Source organism: Peptoniphilus harei (assembly GCF_016726485.1).
GTDB lineage: Bacteria > Bacillota > Clostridia > Tissierellales > Peptoniphilaceae > Peptoniphilus_A > Peptoniphilus_A harei.
Genome location: NZ_CP068103.1, coordinates 1,630,529 through 1,649,443, shown reverse-complemented (window position 1 = coordinate 1,649,443; position 18,915 = coordinate 1,630,529). Strand labels below are relative to the sequence as shown.

The following is an 18,915-nucleotide window of genomic DNA, read 5'->3' as shown; positions in this document are numbered from 1 at the left end:
CACTCTCTAAATAGTTTCTGCCTCTATTATGTTTTCTTCTTTTAAATTATCTTTATTTTCTATTTCTTCTAAACTTTCTTCTCTCTCAAGTTTTTCCACTTTTATAGCAGTGAAAATTATTCCAAGCACAATCCAGAAGGTAAATATAATTCTTGGAATATATAAGAAGTGTTCCACAAGTCCATGACCCATGATGCCAATTATACTTGCAAAAAGTCCTGCTCCAAGATATTTATAATATTTGTCTTGAGATTTTACTAGGTTTACATAAGTGTATTTCAAACTTGAGAATAGTAAAAGGATGAAAAATATAAATCCAATTAGGCCAATTTCTGCTGCAACTTCAAGATAAGTATTGTGGGCGTGATATATTGGCATTGTCCTTATATATCTCTCAAAGGTTTCCTTAAAAGGCACGTAGCCAAAACCAACTCCTGCAACCATGTTGTCCCTAATTACATCTCTTGTTATTTGCCAAATTTTTATCCTATACATATTTGAACTATCTACTGTGGAACCTATGGAAGTAATCCTATCTACAACTTTTTGTGGAAGAAAGGCAAGTCCGCCTAAGACCATTGGCACTCCAAGAAGAAGTAACCTCTTGTCAACTAATAATACAAAGGCAAGGGCTGCTAGGGCTATTCCTACCCAACCTCCTCTTGATAGGGTCATGACAATACAGATTAAAAGTATTCCAGTTGATCCTGCAAAGAGAAATTTTTTTCTCATGCTCTTTGTATACCAAGTCATTCCCACGGCAATTGGTGTGATAAGTACTAGGTACTCTGCCAAAATATTTGGGTTGAAAAATACTGAGTAAACCCTCACTGCAATGTCTGTGTTGTTTTCTGTGTCAAGCCACTCTGGTCTCATCTCTACTCCAGTAAAATATTGGAGAACTCCAAGTAGTGCAACTACAAGAGCAGATAAGAGTAGGGTTGATATAAAGGCATTAAGCTGGCCCTTTGTCTTTATGGAATTTGTCATTGCAAATAAAAAGGAAATACCTGCTGCATTTAAGGCCAAGTCACGAGCTGAACCCGATGGATCAATTGATGTTATAGTCGAGAAAACTATAATAAATACAAAAATTGCAAGAGGAACTGTCCTCTCCCCAACCTTAAATTCTTCTTTGTATAAGAAAGTCCTAAGTAAAACAAAAAATCCCATGGACAAGAGCATAATTAGGCCTAAAGCATCGGGCACAAAGGGGTAAAGAAAGGCTGATGCAAATAGACCGATTTTTATATCGTAAATAACTAAAAGCAATCCACTTATCCCAAGAAAGGCTGCCAAAAATAACTTAAGTCCCAAAAAATAATATATGATACTTAGGAAAACTGCAGACAATAAAATAAAATTAATTTTTCTTGATTTTACCACCAGTTTTCACCGCCTTCATCTAATTTAAAGAAGCTTGTGAAAAATTCCAAAAACTTTGAACCCATAATTATATCCATATACCTTCCCTTAAATAGTGAGAGAATTATTCCTAAAATTATAAATAAAATAGAAAAAATAATTTTTGCCCCTACAATTAGAGAAATAATTAGGGTTAGAACTCCAGAATAAAAGATTATATTGGAAATAATACCTGCAATCTCATCAAAGTCATTAAGAGACCAAAAGACTCCCCCTAAGAAAAAGGAATTTTTTATTAAGGGCTCAAAAATCCTTCCAAGAAAATTCATAAACCTTTCTATTAGCCTAAATAAGCCCCTATAAACTTTATAGATAAAGGAATTTGCAAATAAAACTTTCTCTCCTCCCAGGACAAGTTTAGTTTTTGAATTTGCAAAATTTTTCTCTATTGGTTTAGCTATAAAATCATGGGCTCTTTTAGTAAAGGAGTCTTCATAGAATTCACTAAAGGCCCTATAGATTTTATTTAAAAACCTTATAGTTAATGAGTTAATAGTAATCACCTAGTTCTTTACTTCTACACCAAGTATTGTCATAAATGTTGTGATGCTTTTGTTCTTAATTCTCATCTCTGCACCAATTCTCACTTGTTCAGTGCCAACTTGATAAAAATCTTGCGTGTCTTTTACATCTGCGTCAATAGTCATAAGGACCCTGTATTTGTCAGGAACTTCTGAATTGTAAAATTTGCCTTGGTACTCAGTCTTGTCCTTGTAAGGTTCAACTTCAGCAGTAACAATTTTACCAAGGTAAGTTCCCTTATCGTAATCGTAGATTGGGTCTCCAACTTTAATGTTGTTTGCAGTTACATCTCTAACATCCTTAACTTCTGCAGTAATAACTCCTTTTTTAGTTGTTACTTCACCAACAGGTCCCTTATTTCCAAATCTCTTTGCTCCTACAGCAACAAGTGCAATCAGTAATACAATTACTAATAAGTCAATTATATTAATTAAGCCAAAAAGTCTGCCCTTTTTGTCAATTATCTTCATTTTTTCCTCCCCTTAATATTTCTTCGTAAATTTCTGTTTGTCTATTTCCCATAGATTCATGAGAATAATTTTCTATAACTTCTTTCCTTATGTTTTCTCCCAATTCCTTTAGCTTGTCCCTCTTGTTATAAAGGTCTAGGATATATCTTGAAAGAGACTTATAATTGCCCACTGGGAATAAGTATCCAGTGTAATCGTCTTTTATTATCTCAGGTATACCACCAGTCTTTGTGGAAACTGTAGGCACATTTAAGAGAGCTGCCTCAAGTATCACATAAGGGAAAGACTCTGATAAACTAGTCAAGACATTTATATCAATAGCATTGAAGAAAGAATACTTGTCCCTTACAAAGCCTAAGAAATAAATATTTTTTTCTATTCCATAGGACCTTGCCATCTCTTGTAAATTTTTCTTTTCCTCTCCCTCTCCTGCTATTAAGAAAATTATATCTGGATTTACCTTTAGGGTTTCATTGCAAGCCTTTATAAAGGTTTCGTGGTCCTTGACCTTATCTAACCTTGCAGCAATACCAACTAAGAGTTCACCGTTGTAATTAACCTTGTGCTTTTCCAAGAAAGCAGTCTTGGGATCATGGTCAATTTTTTCCTCTGTGTCTATGCCATTGTAAAGAACGTGAATTTTTTCCCTATCAAAGCCCCTATCTACTAGCATTTTTTTAAAATTGTCACTTACACAAATATAATGGTCAAATTTCTTTAGAGACATCTTATTTAAAGTCGTGTAAATCAAATTTTTGTAAAAAGAATCCTTAAAGTCAAGCTTGTAGTCTGAGTGAACTGTTGTGACCATGGGGATACTTATTTTCTTTTTTAAAAACATGCAAATAAAATTAGCTCGCGCTCCATGAGCGTGGACTAAATCATACTTGCCCTTATTTATTTCGTCACTTAATTTAGAAACGACTGAAAGGTCTGACCTCTTTTCCTGTGGATAGACTTCTATGTTTATGCCTCTTTCCTTAGCTTCCTCGTAAAAGGTGTCTTTAATAAAGCAGATAATTTTTGTATCTACCTTTCCACTAAGGCCCTTCATCAGGGTGAAGATGTGAGTCTTTGCACCACCTGTGTCGCCGCCACTAATTAAATGGAGAACTTTTCTCATAACTTCTCCTCCTTATCTAATTCATTATACAATAAATTTGAAATAATTTTAACAGTTTTGTTTATGTCACTTACCAAGACCTTCACCCATAATATTTTCCTTCGACTTAACAAATTTCTACCACGTTTATAATTTTCTATAAGTCTATAAAATTCTATGACTTGATAAATTTTTATGACTTCATATTTTTTTGTGACTTTATGTTTTTTTGTGACTTAGAATATTTTTCCGTCTTTATAATTTATTATATTTTATCTACTTTTACTGTTTTAAATTTTTTATGTTTCTATATGCATTTACGGGTAACTTATTAATTAAGAGTAATAAATTATTGATATTATATTAATAATAAAAGAGACATTATTTCAAAATAATTAGCTGATATATCATTGAGTAAGATTCCAAGCAAGAAGACTTGTAGAAGTTTCTAACAAGTTTAATAAGTAAGTTCAATATAAATTTTAAAATTTCAAAAAAAGTTCTTGCAATTGTTTCCAAAAAGTGATTTAATAATAAAGATAAAAAAATAGAAAATCAGTCCAAGGACTGAGTAAAATCATGTCCTTGTGCATGATTTTTTTTTGAGCAAATTTAATGACCTAAATTTTTTTTGCCCATTTTTAAGAATGTTTGATCTTTTATTTGGAAAAAGGAGAAAAAAATGCCAAGAGATAATTCAATTAAGAAGACACTAGTAATAGGTTCTGGTCCCATTGTCATAGGCCAGGCTGCAGAGTTTGACTACTCAGGTACACAAGCTTGTGAAACCCTAAAGAAAAACGGAGTTGAAACTGTTCTTGTAAATTCAAATCCTGCTACTATTATGACAGACAAGGGTGTTGCCGATAAAATTTACATCGAACCAATTACAATTTCTTTTATAGAAAAAATTATAGAAAAAGAAAGACCTGACTCATTAATTGCCGGTATGGGTGGACAAACTGGTCTCAACATGACACTTGAACTAGACAAACGTGGAATCCTAAAAAAATATGGAATAAAAATTATTGGTACTGACATAGAAGCCATCAAAAAGGGCGAAGACAGGGATATTTTTAGGAATACAATGAAGGAAATTGGCGAACCAATTATTGATTCTGAAATTGCAACAAGCCTTGAAGAAGGAAAGGAACTTGCAAAGAAAATTGGCTATCCCCTAGTTGTTAGACCTGCCTACACTCTTGGAGGAACTGGCGGTGGCTTTGCTTATGATGAAGAAGAACTCGAAGAAGTTTTATCTCATGGACTTAGTCTTAGCCCAGTAAACGAATGTCTTCTTGAAAAATCTATTCGTGGTTGGATGGAAATTGAATTTGAAGTAATTAGAGATTCTGCTGGCGAAAAGATAATTGTATGTGACATGGAAAATGTAGACCCAGTTGGGGTTCACACAGGCGACTCCATAGTTGTTGCTCCTTGCCAAAGTCTTGATAAAGATGTTCTAGCTAAGTTAAAAAAATCTGCCCTTAATATAGTAGAAAGTGTAAATGTTGTTGGTGCTTGTAACGTACAACTTGCCCTAAATCCAGAAACACTTGACTATGCAATTATTGAAATTAACCCAAGAGTTTCTCGTTCATCAGCTCTTGCATCAAAGGCAACAGGCTATCCAATAGCAAGGATTGCAACAAAGATTGCCCTTGGCCTAAACCTAAATGAAATCCAAAACGAAACTACTGGCGAAACTATTGAAAACTACGAACCAAAATGTAACTATGTAGTTGTTAAAATCCCTAAATGGCCTTTTGACAAGTTCAAGTTTGCCAACAGAAAACTTGGTACAAAGATGATGGCAACTGGTGAAATTATGTCCATTGGTTCATCCTTTGAAGAAGCTCTACTAAAGGGTATAAGATCTCTTGAAATTTCCAAATTCTCTCTTGAATCAAAGTTCTCTGAAGAAAGAACTACCGAAGAATTAAAGAAGAGAATAAAATTCCCTGACGATGAAAGACTATTCGACGTTGCAGAAATAATTAGACGTGGACTTTCTATAGAAATGATTCACGACATAACTGGCATTGACCTTTACTTCTTAGAAAAAATCGAAAGAATTGTTCGTGAAGAAGAAAAGCTTAAAAACTTAAGTCTAGATACAATAACTCCAGAAGAATTGACTAAGTTAAAGAAATTAGGTTTTTCTGACAAGACTATTGCATCAGCACTTGGCGTTGATATAGATGAAGTTGTTGACCTTCGTCAAGAGAACAATATTCTTCCAAACTACAGAAGAGTAGATACTTCTCCATTTAGAAAAAATGGTGCTTACTACTACTCAACTTATGAAAAGACAGACGAAAATATTATCTCTGACAAGAAAAAAATAATTGTAATTGGATCTGGTCCAATAAGAATTGGTCAAGGAATTGAGTTTGACTACTGCAGTGTTCATGCAATCAAAGCTCTTATTAAGATGGGAATCGAAACAATTACTATAAATAACAACCCAGAAACTGTTTCAACTGACTTTGATACATCAGACAAACTTTACTTTGAACCACTTACTGAAGAAGAAGTAAAATCAATTATTGACACAGAAAAACCAATGGGAGTTATCCTTGCCTTTGGTGGCCAAACTGCAATTAAACTTGCAAAATACCTTCACGATCAAAAGGTAAATATCTTTGGAACTGACTTCGAAGACATTGACAGGGCTGAAGATAGAGAAAAATTTGACGAAATGCTCGAAGAATTAAAAATCAATAGACCTAAGGGACACGGAGTCTTCAATATCAAGGAAGGTCTTGAAGTTGCAAAAGAACTTGGTTATCCACTACTTGTTAGACCATCCTATGTACTAGGTGGCCAAGGTATGCAAATAACTTACGACGAAGAAAGTCTTGTAACTTACCTAAAGGGTGCCTTTGAAAGAGATGCAATTAATCCTGTCCTAATTGACAAATACCTAGTGGGTCGTGAAATTGAAGTTGATGCTATATCAGATGGCGAAGATGTATTGATACCAGGAATTATGGAACACCTTGAAAGAGCTGGAGTTCACTCTGGTGACTCAATCACAATTTATCCAAGCATTAACATCTCAAATGAAATCAAAGATAAAATTTTAGATTACACAAAGAAAATTGCCAAGGCACTACACGTTAAGGGCATGATCAACATCCAATTCATTGAATACAAAAATGAACTTTATATCATAGAAGTAAACCCTCGTGCATCAAGAACAGTTCCTTATATCTCAAAGGTTTCTGGAGTTCCTATAGTGGACCTTGCAACAAAGACAATGCTCGGCGAAAAATTAGCTGACCTTTCTTATGGCACAGGCATTTACAAAGAACCAAAATTAATGGCTGTTAAAGTTCCAGTTTTCTCCATGTCAAAACTTAACAGGGTAGAAATTTCTCTTGGACCTGAAATGAAATCTACTGGAGAAGTCCTTGGAGTTGGAAAAGACATTGACGAAGCACTTTTCAAAGGCTTCCTAGCAGGAGGATCTGCAATAGAAGACAATGCATCACGTGTGCTTGCAACAATTAATGACAATGACAAGGAAGAATTTTTAGGAATTGCAAAGACAATGCAAGATATGGGTTACAAGATTGTAGCAACTAAGGGAACTTGTAAATTCTTAAAAGAAGCTGGAATCGAAGCCAAGGAAGTTGGCAAAATCAATGACCCAAGACCAAATATCCTTGATGTAATAAGAAACGGTGAAATCGACCTTGTAGTTAACACTCCAACAAAGGGTGGCGATTCAACAAGAGATGGCTTTAAAATTAGAAGAATGGCTACAGAATATGGCATCGACATAGTGACATCACTTGACACATTAGCAGCAAGAGTAGCAGTTAAGAATAAAAAATTCCATGAAGAAAACATGGATATCTATGACATAACAGAATTTTAATTTTAAAAATTTATAAAGCTTAAAAAACCTCGGTGTAATTAATACATCGAGGTTTTATTTTTTTATGTTTTATGAAATATCTGTTAGGGATTTTCTTCCTAGATATCTTATAAAAATTTAAAGTTATTGCTTTAAGCTATAACTTATTTAATTTTTAGCTCTTAATTAAATTCATAAAAATAACCCAGAAAAGCTTCTGGGTTTAAATTTATTTTATATTTAATCTATCTTTTAAATCTCTTATGTCCTTGTCAATTCTTTCTTCGTCAAGTTCTCTGTCTCTATTTTCCATTGCCCTATCCACAAGTTTTTTCAAGTCTTGGTCAGCTTCTTTTTCAAGTTTATCAAGGGCAATCTTTACAAGTCCACCAAGTTCTCTAAATTTTGTAACCACCCTGTGTTCATCAGCAATGTGTCCCATTAAAAATCCAAAGGTCCATTCTGCATTAGTCTTTGTAAGGACGCACTTGTGGTCTACCATGACTCCCTTGCCCTTAAGACCTAATAGGAAGTCACGCAGCTCTTCCCTATCCATGTCTGATAAAACCATAAGCTTTTCTTCAGCTTCTAGTACTTCATTCTTGCTTAAATCTTCTTCAAAAAGTTTTCCAACTTTTTCTTCTAAATTTTCCTCATTTATTTTATTTAATTCAATTCCAAATTCACTTGCAACTTCTTCAGTGATTTTTGTTTTTTCACTGTCAAGTCCGTATAATAAAATTTTCTTCATTTTAACACCTCAATTATAATATACCCAAATTTAATTTAATTATTGGGTATATTATAATTGAGGTGTTATTATGAGATTAAATAAAGGCGATGAAGTTATTTACGAAAGAGTTTTTACTGAGAAGGACCTGAAGGACTATGCAGAAAATGCTAACTTTTGGGGCAAGCACCACGAAAGTCCCAACGACAAGGGCGAATATCTTTTGCAAGGTCTTCTGACAGCAAGTCTTACCAATAAAATTGGTGGCGATTACGATATTTTGATGTATAGGATGGAATTTGATTTTTTGAAAAAAGCATATACAGGAAGAAAAATCAAAAGTATTAATGTAGTTGACAATATCGAAAATAAAAATGGCAAAAATTTTATTGATATAACTTCCGATGTCTATGACGAAAATGGCGACCATCTTCTTCATGGAATTTTAAAAGGAATTTTATTAGATTAAGTGTAGGAACATTCCTACACTTTTTCTTTTACCACTTATATAAAAATTTTGACCACTTAGCTGAGATTTATTTACTTTTTCTTCTCATGGTTTATATTATAAGTAAAGGAGGTCACATATGGATTTTGAAATTAAAATAGATGAAGCTTATAAGCTTCCCAAAACTTTTGTTTACACAGATAAGATTACGGAAGAAGTTCTAAGTATCAAGTCCTTTGTACTAGAAAATTCAGAGAGTCTTTTAATTGGTTTTCTTGATGAGAAGATAAAAATTCTAAATCCTGCAAAAATTTATAGAATTTACACAGAGAATTCAAAGGTCTTTGCTGAGTCTATAGATGAAAAATATTTAGTAAAGAAAAGAATTTATCAGCTTGAAGATATTTTAAAGTCTAAGAAGTTTGTTAGAATTTCAAATTCTGAACTTATCAACCTAAATTTAGTTGATAGCTTTGACTTATCCTACTCTGGAACTATTTCTGTAAAAATGAAAAATAATTCCAAGACCTTTGTCTCTCGAAGATATGTAAAAAAAATTAAAGAAACTCTTGGTATATGAGGTGATTTTATGAAAAAAATTATTAGTCGAATGGTAAATGGTCTTTTGATTTGTGAATTTGTTTTGCTTGTAATTTCTCTTGTCATGTCCTACTTCTTCACTGATGGAGATTTTTCTATTGCCAATCCAATGTTAATTGAGAACTCTAAGTCAGTCTTTTCAGCAAGCTTTTTGTCAATTTACCTCGTTGGACTTCTTGGTCTGGTATTTGGCTTTGCCTCTGTAGTTTGGGAAGAAGAAAAACTTTCAATACTTGTAAGGACCATTCTTCACTTTCTATTGACTGCTTCAACTATGATTTTTGTAGGCTACAAACTCTACTGGTTCCAAAAGTCCTTTTTATCTCTTGCCATATTTCTTGCTATTTACTTTTTAATCTATCTTGGAATATGGTTTATAGAATACGCAATTTACAAAAGGGACATTTCGAGATTAAATGCTAAAATAAAAAATAATATGTAAAAGCAAACCACCTTATGAATTCACTTCACAAGGTGGTTTTATTTATAATTTATTTTTCACCAATAACTTCAATCTTGTATCCATCTGGATCTTTTACAAAGAAATAAGAATCTGAATTGTCTGAAAGGGCTTTAAGTTCTGTTACATCACAACCCTTTTCTTTTAATTCTTCCCTAAAGGCTTTGATGTCTGGGTGAGAGATTGCAATGTGACCGTAACCGTCGCCCAATGTGTAATCTCTTCCGTCATAATTATAAGTTAATTCTAATTCATAGGGTGAATCCTCTAATTTTAAATAGACTAGTGTAAATTCATCTTCTGGAAAGTCCTTGCGTCTTGATTCTACAAAACCCAAATTTTCTTTATAAAACTTTTCAGATTTTTCTAGATCTTTTACCCTAATCATTGTGTGTAAAAATTTCATTTTATTCCTCCCTCTAATGATTTCTTCTTATAATTTATTTATAACCAATGAAATACATGGCCACACACAAAGTTTGAAAGTTCTATCATAATCTTTAATTAATAAAACTCAATTAAACTTTAATTTAAATTTTCTAAAAATAAAAAAGCCAGAGATTTTTCTCTAGCTTTATTATTCTCATGCAAGTTCTGCATTTACTTTTTCTGATTTTTCTTCCTTCATCTCTTCTTTTGAGATGATGTCCTTGACCTTCATTAGTCTTGTTATATTTGCCCTTTCACTTTCATCAAGTTTTGAACGAATATATTTTATAGTCTCTTCTAAGTCTGGAATTGTTTTGTACTCAAGTGCATTTACTCTTCTTCTCGTCTTTTCGATTTCGTTAGCAAGAAGTTGTGACGCCTTTTCTTTCTGAGTTAGGGTCAAAAGCTCTTCCATTACTTCTGTAAGATTATCTATAGCTGAGTCAAGGTCTGAAGTTGTCTGTGCATATCCGTAGGGATATCTTGATGCATCTTCTGATGTCTTCTTTGTTATAAATTCCATTTCAGGTACGTTAACAGACATAATATTTTTCTTTTTTATATCAACTAAAGTCCTTGTTGTTGGAAGGGCAATTGCTTCTTCTAACATTTCAGGACTCATGGCAGCTGATGCCATCAAGAAGGCCTTGAAAGAATCTTGAAGTTTGTCTTCCACTTCAAGTCTTAACTTTTTATTTTCCTTGATAAGTGTGATGAACTGTCTCATAAGTTCATCTTGCTTGTCCTTTAAAAGTTTGTGGCCTCTTTTTGATGTTTCAAGTTTTGTTTTTAGAATGGATAGGTTCATCCTTGTGGGGTTTATATTTAGTCTTGCCATTATAATCCCTCATTTTCTAAATTTTCAGGATCCTTAGAATCCTCCTCTTTATTCTCCTTATCGCCCAAATATTTTTCAATTAATTTGTCGTCAATTCTCTTAAGTTCTGTCTTAGGAATTATAGATAAAAGTTCCCAACCTAAGTTTAGGGTTTCAAGTATAGACCTATTTGTTTCAAAACCTTGAGATACATATTGTTTTTCAAACATATCTGCAAATTGAGCAAAGGCCTTGTCTGTTTCTGTTAAGGCAGTTTCCCCTAAGATTGCTGATAATTCTTTTGCTTCTTTACCTGCTGTGTAAGCAGCGTAAATTTGGTTCATTGTATCTGCGTGGTCTTCACGAGTCTTGCCCTTACCAATACCCTTGTCCTTAAGTCTTGATAAGGATGGGATGGCGTTAATAGGTGGCTCTAGACCTTGTTTAAATAATTCTGTTGAAAGGATTATTTGTCCCTCTGTGATATATCCAGTCAAGTCAGGGATTGGGTGAGTGATGTCACCTTCTGGCATTGTTAGGATAGGGATTTGAGTGATAGATCCATCTCTTCCCTTTATTCTTCCAGCTCTTTCATAGATACCTGCAAGGTCAGTATATAGATAACCTGGGTAACCACGTCTACCTGGAACTTCCTTTCTTGCTGCAGAAACTTCTCTTAGGGCTTCTGCATAGTTTGTCATATCTGTTAATATAACAAGAACGTGCTTGCCTTCTTCAAAAGCCAAGTATTCTGCTGCCGTAAGAGCCATCTTTGGTGTTGCAAGTCTTTCAATTGCCGGGTCATCTGCAAGGTTCATAAATAGAACTGCCCTGTCAATGGCACCTGTCTTTGTGAAGTCATCAATAAAGTATTGAGCTTCTTCAAAAGTAATACCCATAGCTGCAAATACAACGGCGAAGTCTCCACCAGAAAGTACTGTAGCTTGTCTTGCAATTTGAGCCGCAAGTTCGTTGTGAGGAAGTCCTGCTGCAGAGAAAATAGGAAGTTTTTGTCCCCTAACAAGAGTGTTAAGTCCGTCAATTACAGACACACCAGTTTGAATAAATTCTGATGGGTAGTCTCTTGATACTGGGTTAATTGCAGTACCATTTATATCAATTTTTTCTTCTGGAATAATCTTTGGACCATCATCAATTGGTTCTCCAAGTCCATCAAAGACTCTACCAATCATGTCAGGTGAAACTCCAAGTTCGAGAGGCTTACCTAAGAACCTAACACTTGTATCCTTAAGGTTGATTCCACTAGAACCTTCGAAGATTTGCACCATGGCCTTATCACCGTCAATTTCGATTACACGACCACGTCTTTTTTCTCCATTTTGCAGCTCGATGTCAACTAGTTCTTCATAGGCTGCACCTTCTACACCTTCTACAGTCATAAGAGGTCCAACAACTTCTGTTACTGATTTATATTCTTTAAGCATCTGTATCACCGACCTCTACTAATTTATTAAGCTGACTAACAATTTTGTCCTTTATTTCATCAATTTTTTCCAATTCTTCATTTGGAACATACTTCATTCTTGCAATACTTTCTTTAACATCAAGTTCTTCAATTTCGCTAAAGTAGGCTCCATTTTCTAGGGCTTCTTGTCCCCTGTCATAGAAGTAAAGAATTGTGTCTAACATCTTAAATTGTTTTTCCAATGGACAGAAGGTATCAACATCGTGGAAGGCATTTTGTTGTAAAAAGTCTTCACGAATTGACTTACTTGTGTGTAATTTCATTTGGTCTTCATCAGAAAGCGAATCACGACCAACTAGTCTTACTACTTCAAGTAAAGAAGTTTCTTCTTGTAGAAGGGCCATTGATCTCTTTCTAAGTTTAGAAAATCTTCTGTCTATATTTTCATCTAGATAAGCATCTATCTTTGGTTGATACAAAGAGTAAGAGTCTATCCAGTTAATTGCCGGGAAGTGTCTTTGATATGATAAATCATAGTCAAGCTTCCAGAATATTTTTACAATTCTAAGTGTATTTTGTGTTACTGGCTCAGAAATATCTCCACCTGGAGGAGAAACTGCACCTATAACTGATAGGGCTCCTTCTCTTTCTTCCTTACCATTTACAAGAACACGTCCTGCTCTTTCATAAAATTCTGCAATTCTTGATGCAAGATAAGCTGGGTAACCTTCGTCACCAGGCATCTCTTCAAGACGACCAGACATTTCACGAAGAGCCTCTGCCCAACGAGATGTTGAGTCCGCCATCATGGCAACAGAATATCCCATGTCTCTAAAGTATTCAGAAATTGTGATTCCTGTATATATTGAGGCTTCACGAGCAGCAACTGGCATGTTAGATGTGTTGGCAATAAGAACTGTCCTCTTCATAATAGATTCGCCAGTATTTGGATCTATTAGTTCTGGAAATTCCATAAGTACGTCTGTCATTTCGTTTCCACGTTCGCCACAACCAACATAAACAACTATTTGTGCATCTGCCCACTTAGCAAGTTGGTGTTGTACAACTGTCTTACCTGAACCGAAAGGTCCTGGTATAGCTGCAGTACCACCCTTAGTTATTGGGAAGAAAGTATCAATTACCCTTTGACCTGTAATAAGTGGTTCCTTAGGATCAACCTTTTTCTTGTAAGGTCTTCCCTTTCTAACTGGCCATCTTTGGATCATGTTAAGTTCCTTGTCGCCATCTTCAGTTTCAATAACTGCAACAGTATCAACAACGGTAAAGGAACCTTCTTTAATGTCCTTAATCTTTCCATTTATACCATTGGGAACCATAATCTTGTGGGTTACTACTGGAGTTTCTTCAACTGTACCAAGAACATCTCCCGGCTCAACTTCATCTCCAACATTAGCAACTTTTTTAAATTCCCATTTTTTATCTCTATTTAAAGGATTTACTGTAACTCCTCTTTCTAGAAAGTCTCCGGCTTCGTCTCTAAGTCCAACTAATGGTCTTTGAATTCCGTCAAACATTTGCTCAATCATTCCAGGTCCTAGCTCAACTGATAGGGGTGCTCCTGTTGTATAAACTTCATCTCCAGGTCCTATGCCTGTAGTTTCTTCATATACTTGAATAGAGGCTTGGTCTCCTCTCATTTCAATAACTTCACCAATTAATTTGTCTTTAGAAACTTCTACCACATCATAGACATTGGCATCTTCCATGCCAGAAGCTACGACTAGTGGTCCGGATACTTTAATTATCTTTCCTGATTTCAATAAAGCTCCTCCTTTATAAAAAGGTGACTAATCACCTAATATATTCGCTCCAACTGCCTTTTCCACGTTTTTATTTAAGTTTTTCATACCAATTCCAAGAGTTCCCTTGTTTGAAGGGATGACAATTATGGCTGGTATTAATTCATCATTATATCTTTCAATTGTTTTTGGTATTTTTGCTGCAAGATCTTCTGTAATATAAATTACACCATAATCTTTTTTTGCAAGACTGTCTACCTGGTATCTCGCGTCCTTACCTTCATAGGCAACAAAGACATCAATGCCTATTGCCTTAAAAGATAAAACAGAGTCCTTGTCTCCAACAACTGCAATTTTATACATAACTATCACGCAACTTTTCTCTTATAAATTCACCATCAAGTCCATTTAATTTTGAAACTAAAATAATTCTTAGATTTTTAATTTCCATTTCCTTTGCCAATACATTGGCAAAAACAACTTCTGGACCATAGGTAATATATTTTACATCCTTAATAAGGTCTATAAAGTAGTTGTCCATCTCCCTCTCAAAGTTTGATAGGGTTCCCTTCTCTTTAAAGTCGTCAAGACCTTCCTTTATATACTTATAAATATCAAGTCTCTTGAAAGCTTCAGTGTCTGAACTTATATCCCTATTTAATAAATCAAAATAAGTTTCTTCTCTTAGTTTGCCTCCAGGAACAATTATGTTTTTTAAAAATTCTACATCTTTTTCCTGTTTTTTGGCCCTAAGTAGAGTCCTTATATTTGTAAAATCAATGAGATTTTTCGCATAATCTATAAATAGGTCAACTTTAGATTCTTCTGCAAGCTCAAGTAGGTCCTTAAAGTAGGCATTATCAAGATATATATCAATAATTTGAGGATCCTTCTTTTCTTCGTAAGCTTCCTCAATTTTTCCTATAAGTTCAAAATATTTATTTCTCTTGCTGCCCTTTAAGATGCCATCCCTGTATTCCTTAATATCAAATCCACCTAGGGTCATAAATAGGTCTTTTAAATCTTCTTCCCCAATCTTTTCCTTAATTAAGACCTTTAGATTGTGGTAGAAGTATTTTAATGCAACTAAGTCAACAGGTATTCTCGATGGAGAGATTTCATAAACTTCGTCATAAAATCTCGTGAGCTCCTCTTTCAGTATGACTTCATATTCTGTGGGAGAAGATATTTTATTTATAAATTTGTTGTAAACTGTATCAGATAGAGATCTAAGTGCGTCTTCCAAAGTATCTTGTTCAGAAATCCTTATAAAGTTTTCACTTTTTAAAAGCTCCTTTTCCAAAACTCTTAATCTTGTGGAACTTTGGATAAATTTATTTCTATCCATTAAATCACCTTTTCCTCTTAACTGAATAGTTCTTCAGCTAGATATTTTTCTAAATCTTCTCTCTCAGAATTTACAAGGGACCTAAAGTCTCCATTGTAAACTAGATTGTCCTTGTTAAGGACAAAACCACTTTCAATATCCTTATCAGATATTTTAAAACCAAGATCAGCCTTTTCTACAGCATTCCTATATTTTTTTGGAATATCAATAGTGCCACCCTTAAGTTTTTCATCTCCTAAATTATTTTTTAGGAATCTGACAAAATCATCTTCAGAAAGATTTTCAAGTTCCTCAACAACTTTTTCAAGGACTTCATCGATTATCCTGTTTTTCTCAGACAAGATTTTGTCTCTTGCCTTAAGCTCTTCTGATGACTTGCTTCTCTTGAAGATGTCTTCTCTTTCTCTTTCGGCAATCCTACCAATTTTATTAGCAAGAAATTCTCCGTCTTCTTTTCTATCTTCTATAATAGTATTTTCTTTTTCTTCAGCTTCTTTTATTATAAGCTTTGCTTTTTCCTCTGCATCCTTAATTATTTTATTTAAAATATTTTCAAGTCCTGCCATAGTATCACCTAGGCTCTGAATAGGATAAAGAATGAAATTGCAAAAGCAAGAATAGCGTAAAGCTCAACCATTACTGCAAAGATAATACCCTTTGCTTGTTGTTCTTCGTTTTTAGCAAGGATGTTGATACCTGCAACAGCTACCTTTCCTTGTGCAACAGCAGATATAAGTCCTGCAAGACCAATAACTGCACCACTTGCTAGGTACATGAAACCTGTATTAACTGGTGTGTCAGCTGCAAGTCTAAATAAGATAAATAGTCCAATTACGAAACCGTAAAGACCTTGTGTACCTGGAAGCAGTTGAAGTACAAGTGACTTACCAAACTTTTCTGGTTCATCAATTACAACTCCAGCAGCAGCTTCCCCTGCTAAACCTACTCCCTTAGCAGAACCTGCACCTGCAAGTGCAACTGCTAAAAAGATTCCAATTGATCCTAAAATCAATCCGCCATATTCTCCCATTAGTCCATTTAACATATTAATCCTCCTAGTCTATATTAAAGTAATCTGAATTTTCTATCATTTTCTTGAAAGGTATGCCTCCACCTTCATAGAATTTATTAAACATTTCTACATAAGTTAGCCTTGCTGTGTGAACATAAGCTGACAAATAAGAAAGAAAGGCATTAAATAATTGGAAGGCCACAAAAATTACTATGGCAAATAACTTGCCAATTATATTTGATTCAAAAAGCATTCCTGCAATCATATTTATAGCAAGTCCCAAGAAGGAACCTGATAAAACTAGTGCCATAAGTCTTAGGTAAGATACAAAGTCCCCAAGATAAGATGTGATTCCATAGAGAGAATAAACTCCCCAACCAATCTTTGCTCCAGTTGACTTTTCATCCCTACCACCTGTTGCAACAATTCCAACCATACCTACGATCATAATAATCATAAGTAACTTGCTGTAAGGTGCAAATTGTGGAAGGAACTTTCCAAGTATAAAACCTATTGCTCCCAAGACTGCCATGTACCAAAATCCTACATCATATAGGGCATCCTTTGGTTTTCCATCACGAATATCCATATAAGCCTTAATACCAAGACCAAAGAATATGTGAATTCCACCTAGGATGACTGATAATATTACCAAAAGTGTAGAATCCTCTGCTGGATCTATTAAGCTTGGAAGTTCAATTATTCCTCCAAAGAAGGAACCAAATACTAGTCCAAATATAATTGTTGAAATAGATAGGTAGTTGAAAAACTTGAAAAACCTTCTCTTCTTATCTGTTAGTTTGAATTTCTTCAAGGCAAAAAGTGTTGCCAAGAATACCAAAAGACCATAACCAAAGTCTCCAACCATTATCCCTGCAAATACAAAATAAAAAGGTGCAAAGAATGGTGTTGGGTCAATTTCATTGTATTTTGGCATGGCATACATTTCTGTCATAAGCTCAAAAGGACTTACAAAAGCGTTGTTCTTTAGTAATATTGGAACCTCTTTTGAATCCCTATCTGGATCCTCTGCCCTTAGATAGTAGTTATCCTTGCAAACTTTTTGGATTTCTCTTTCCAAATCTTGTAGTTTGTCTTCTGGGACAAAACCTTCAATTAGATTTAATTCAGTAGTCTTTAAAAATTTTCTCTCAGACATTATTTTTACTTTTTCATTCCTATAATGTTCATAAGAGTACTTAAAATCTTCTAGGTATTTTAAGTAAGTTTTTAATTCCTCTTCAATTTTTTTATTTTTTTCAAAAAGTACTTCTTTATCTTTTTCGTAGGATCCTATAGTATCCTTAACTTTTCCATCTGATTTGACCTTTATAGGGGTGAACCCATAATTTGTCATGAGATTTTTAATCTCTTCATCTACAGAGTTCTCAACTATCATGAGATAATAGTTAAAATTCTTGTCCCTTGAAACCCTTTCAATATAGGCTAAGTCATTTTTTATTACCTCGCCTTCAAAGTCCTCTGCATAATTTGATGAGGCCGTTCCTGTGTAAATGTTTACAGTACCAAACTTATTAAGATCTTTTAATGAAGAAGAAAGGTCCTCCCAAGGTTTTAATTCAGCTATTTTAGAATCAATATTCTGAATCTTACTCTTGTTCTTATCCTTTCGATCAACTAAGTCCCTAATCTCACCGTCAATTTTTTCAAAGGGAAAGGTCATTGCCCTAGCCGTAAGTTCTTCAAGACTTATGTCACTAACCCCATCTTTCATAGCTTTAATTGGGTTTTCCTTGTCCTTAAACTTAAGTAAAAGATCAATATCTTCCTTAGATCTCTTGATTTTGTCATCAATTTCAATTAAATCTTCTGATGACCTAGGTCTTGTGAAATCATCTTCTGAAAAGTTATCTTCATCAAAATCAGATTCATTAATGTGAACATAGTTAAATTTTTGAAATTTGTTAATCAAATTTTCCCTGTTCTCATCAAAGATAAAGAGTTTGAATTTTTTCATCTTAACTATTGCCATTATTCACAATCCTCTCTACCACTGACTTTACAACTTCAGCTTCTTTGCTCTTGGAATTTTTTGAAATTTCAGCAATTTTTTTGTCTGCTTCAGCTCCGATTGGTTTTACAGCTTCACCAGCTTCAATCCTTGCCTTTTCAACATAGGCGTCTTTCTTATCCCTAGCTTCATCAACTATTTTTCGATAAGCTTCCTCGCCCTTGGCACTTGCCTCTTCAATAATTTCCTTGGCTTTAACCTCAGCATCGCCAATTATTTTTTTTGCCTCAGCTTCAGTGTCTTTAACTTTTTTTACTGCATCATCTGACACTAAATCACCTCCAGTGTAAAATCTTCTCACAAATAAATTATATCACTTGTTAAAATATTATTTAACTACAATGTTCTAATCTTTATTTGTATACAATTTACTTTTACCCTTATAAGTCATTTTTATTTAAAATTTATCAAAAAAGTAAATTTTAAATTTGTTTACAAGAATAAAAGTAACAAGTATTCTATTAATATT

Annotated in this window: 19 protein-coding genes; 4 read left to right on the top strand and 15 right to left on the bottom strand. The window is 34.0% G+C overall.

Annotation, left to right across the window (positions count from 1 at the left end; genetic code table 11):
* Nucleotides 1–6 precede the first annotated feature (6 nt).
* The 4 genes from I6I93_RS07805 to I6I93_RS07790 are packed head-to-tail and all read right to left on the bottom strand — an operon-like array spanning nucleotide 7 to nucleotide 3,540.
* Nucleotides 7–1,386 carry an O-antigen ligase family protein gene (locus I6I93_RS07805; RefSeq protein WP_172605471.1) on the bottom strand — a complete coding sequence of 460 codons (1,380 nt, stop codon included), beginning with the start codon at nucleotides 1,384–1,386 and terminating at the stop codon, nucleotides 7–9.
* Complete coding sequence (locus I6I93_RS07800) at nucleotides 1,380–1,928, bottom strand: hypothetical protein (protein ID WP_112890077.1); 549 nt, start codon at nucleotides 1,926–1,928, stop codon at nucleotides 1,380–1,382. Before I6I93_RS07800 ends, I6I93_RS07805 begins: the two co-directional genes overlap by 7 nt.
* Complete coding sequence (locus I6I93_RS07795; protein WP_112890076.1) at nucleotides 1,929–2,417, bottom strand: DUF4330 domain-containing protein; 489 nt, start codon at nucleotides 2,415–2,417, stop codon at nucleotides 1,929–1,931.
* Entirely contained in the window at nucleotides 2,404–3,540 is a 1,137-nt protein-coding gene (locus I6I93_RS07790) for a glycosyltransferase family 4 protein (protein WP_112890075.1), read from the bottom strand. Before I6I93_RS07790 ends, I6I93_RS07795 begins: the two co-directional genes overlap by 14 nt.
* 661 nt (nucleotides 3,541–4,201) lie before the next feature.
* Here I6I93_RS07790 and carB point away from each other — a divergent pair.
* Nucleotides 4,202–7,405 (top strand): carbamoyl-phosphate synthase large subunit, encoded by a 3,204-nt coding sequence (carB, locus tag I6I93_RS07785; protein WP_112890074.1) that lies wholly within the window; start codon nucleotides 4,202–4,204, stop codon nucleotides 7,403–7,405.
* 208 nt (nucleotides 7,406–7,613) lie between these two features.
* Here carB and I6I93_RS07780 read toward each other — a convergent pair whose 3' ends face one another.
* A complete protein-coding gene (locus tag I6I93_RS07780; RefSeq protein ID WP_112890073.1) occupies nucleotides 7,614–8,135 on the bottom strand; it encodes a DUF3783 domain-containing protein in 522 nt (173 codons plus the stop codon).
* Nucleotides 8,136–8,205: 70 nt separating this feature from the next.
* Between I6I93_RS07780 and I6I93_RS07775 the strand changes: the two genes are divergently transcribed.
* From I6I93_RS07775 to I6I93_RS07765, 3 genes are all read left to right on the top strand, one after another.
* Entirely contained in the window at nucleotides 8,206–8,583 is a 378-nt protein-coding gene (locus I6I93_RS07775; protein WP_112890072.1) for a hypothetical protein, read from the top strand.
* 118 nt (nucleotides 8,584–8,701) lie between these two features.
* The gene (locus I6I93_RS07770; protein WP_112890071.1) at nucleotides 8,702–9,142 is read left to right on the top strand and encodes a LytTR family DNA-binding domain-containing protein; all 441 of its coding nucleotides are present in this window, start codon (nucleotides 8,702–8,704) and stop codon (nucleotides 9,140–9,142) included.
* Nucleotides 9,143–9,151: 9 nt separating this feature from the next.
* Entirely contained in the window at nucleotides 9,152–9,604 is a 453-nt protein-coding gene (locus I6I93_RS07765; RefSeq protein ID WP_112890070.1) for a DUF3021 domain-containing protein, read from the top strand.
* A 49-nt stretch (nucleotides 9,605–9,653) separates the two neighbouring features.
* On the opposite strand, the gene gloA is transcribed toward I6I93_RS07765, so the two are convergent.
* The 10 genes from gloA to I6I93_RS07715 all read right to left on the bottom strand — a co-directional run bounded on the left by gloA (nucleotide 9,654) and on the right by I6I93_RS07715 (nucleotide 18,717).
* Complete coding sequence (gene gloA / locus I6I93_RS07760) at nucleotides 9,654–10,028, bottom strand: lactoylglutathione lyase (protein ID WP_112890069.1); 375 nt, start codon at nucleotides 10,026–10,028, stop codon at nucleotides 9,654–9,656.
* Nucleotides 10,029–10,205: 177 nt separating this feature from the next.
* Nucleotides 10,206–10,889: a V-type ATP synthase subunit D gene (locus tag I6I93_RS07755; protein ID WP_070700849.1), complete on the bottom strand. Its 684-nt coding sequence runs from the start codon at nucleotides 10,887–10,889 to the stop codon at nucleotides 10,206–10,208.
* On the bottom strand, nucleotides 10,889–12,313 hold the full coding sequence (locus tag I6I93_RS07750) for a V-type ATP synthase subunit B (RefSeq protein ID WP_070700846.1): 1,425 nt from the start codon (nucleotides 12,311–12,313) through the stop codon (nucleotides 10,889–10,891). The genes I6I93_RS07755 and I6I93_RS07750 overlap by 1 nt, the downstream gene beginning before the upstream one ends.
* Nucleotides 12,306–14,075: a V-type ATP synthase subunit A gene (locus tag I6I93_RS07745; protein WP_112890068.1), complete on the bottom strand. Its 1,770-nt coding sequence runs from the start codon at nucleotides 14,073–14,075 to the stop codon at nucleotides 12,306–12,308. Before I6I93_RS07745 ends, I6I93_RS07750 begins: the two co-directional genes overlap by 8 nt.
* Nucleotides 14,076–14,102: 27 nt before the next feature.
* Nucleotides 14,103–14,417: a V-type ATP synthase subunit F gene (locus I6I93_RS07740; protein ID WP_112890067.1), complete on the bottom strand. Its 315-nt coding sequence runs from the start codon at nucleotides 14,415–14,417 to the stop codon at nucleotides 14,103–14,105.
* A complete protein-coding gene (locus tag I6I93_RS07735; RefSeq protein ID WP_112890066.1) occupies nucleotides 14,410–15,402 on the bottom strand; it encodes a V-type ATP synthase subunit C in 993 nt (330 codons plus the stop codon). Before I6I93_RS07735 ends, I6I93_RS07740 begins: the two co-directional genes overlap by 8 nt.
* A 17-nt stretch (nucleotides 15,403–15,419) precedes the next feature.
* Nucleotides 15,420–15,968, bottom strand: a complete 549-nt coding sequence (locus I6I93_RS07730; RefSeq protein ID WP_112890065.1) for a V-type ATP synthase subunit E — start codon at nucleotides 15,966–15,968, stop codon at nucleotides 15,420–15,422.
* An 8-nt stretch (nucleotides 15,969–15,976) separates the two neighbouring features.
* Nucleotides 15,977–16,447 carry a V-type ATP synthase subunit K gene (locus tag I6I93_RS07725; protein ID WP_112890064.1) on the bottom strand — a complete coding sequence of 157 codons (471 nt, stop codon included), beginning with the start codon at nucleotides 16,445–16,447 and terminating at the stop codon, nucleotides 15,977–15,979.
* 10 nt (nucleotides 16,448–16,457) lie between these two features.
* Entirely contained in the window at nucleotides 16,458–18,407 is a 1,950-nt protein-coding gene (locus I6I93_RS07720; RefSeq protein WP_112890063.1) for a V-type ATP synthase subunit I, read from the bottom strand.
* The gene (locus tag I6I93_RS07715; RefSeq protein WP_070700826.1) at nucleotides 18,394–18,717 is read right to left on the bottom strand and encodes a hypothetical protein; all 324 of its coding nucleotides are present in this window, start codon (nucleotides 18,715–18,717) and stop codon (nucleotides 18,394–18,396) included. Before I6I93_RS07715 ends, I6I93_RS07720 begins: the two co-directional genes overlap by 14 nt.
* Nucleotides 18,718–18,915 lie beyond the last annotated feature (198 nt).

Bases quoted from the DNA above. Each gene is read 5' to 3' on its own strand.
- I6I93_RS07795 (WP_112890076.1), bottom strand. From the start codon at position 2,417: ATGAAGATAATTGACAAAAAGGGCAGACTTTTTGGCTTAATTAATATA.
- I6I93_RS07790 (WP_112890075.1), bottom strand. From the start codon at position 3,540: ATGAGAAAAGTTCTCCATTTAATTAGTGGCGGCGACACAGGTGGTGCA.
- carB (WP_112890074.1), top strand. From the start codon at position 4,202: ATGCCAAGAGATAATTCAATTAAGAAGACACTAGTAATAGGTTCTGGT.
- I6I93_RS07780 (WP_112890073.1), bottom strand. From the start codon at position 8,135: ATGAAGAAAATTTTATTATACGGACTTGACAGTGAAAAAACAAAAATC.
- I6I93_RS07775 (WP_112890072.1), top strand. From the start codon at position 8,206: ATGAGATTAAATAAAGGCGATGAAGTTATTTACGAAAGAGTTTTTACT.
- I6I93_RS07770 (WP_112890071.1), top strand. From the start codon at position 8,702: ATGGATTTTGAAATTAAAATAGATGAAGCTTATAAGCTTCCCAAAACT.
- I6I93_RS07765 (WP_112890070.1), top strand. From the start codon at position 9,152: ATGAAAAAAATTATTAGTCGAATGGTAAATGGTCTTTTGATTTGTGAA.
- gloA (WP_112890069.1), bottom strand. From the start codon at position 10,028: ATGAAATTTTTACACACAATGATTAGGGTAAAAGATCTAGAAAAATCT.
- I6I93_RS07755 (WP_070700849.1), bottom strand. From the start codon at position 10,889: ATGGCAAGACTAAATATAAACCCCACAAGGATGAACCTATCCATTCTA.
- I6I93_RS07750 (WP_070700846.1), bottom strand. From the start codon at position 12,313: ATGCTTAAAGAATATAAATCAGTAACAGAAGTTGTTGGACCTCTTATG.
- I6I93_RS07740 (WP_112890067.1), bottom strand. From the start codon at position 14,417: ATGTATAAAATTGCAGTTGTTGGAGACAAGGACTCTGTTTTATCTTTT.
- I6I93_RS07735 (WP_112890066.1), bottom strand. From the start codon at position 15,402: ATGGATAGAAATAAATTTATCCAAAGTTCCACAAGATTAAGAGTTTTG.
- I6I93_RS07730 (WP_112890065.1), bottom strand. From the start codon at position 15,968: ATGGCAGGACTTGAAAATATTTTAAATAAAATAATTAAGGATGCAGAG.
- I6I93_RS07725 (WP_112890064.1), bottom strand. From the start codon at position 16,447: ATGTTAAATGGACTAATGGGAGAATATGGCGGATTGATTTTAGGATCA.
- I6I93_RS07720 (WP_112890063.1), bottom strand. From the start codon at position 18,407: ATGGCAATAGTTAAGATGAAAAAATTCAAACTCTTTATCTTTGATGAG.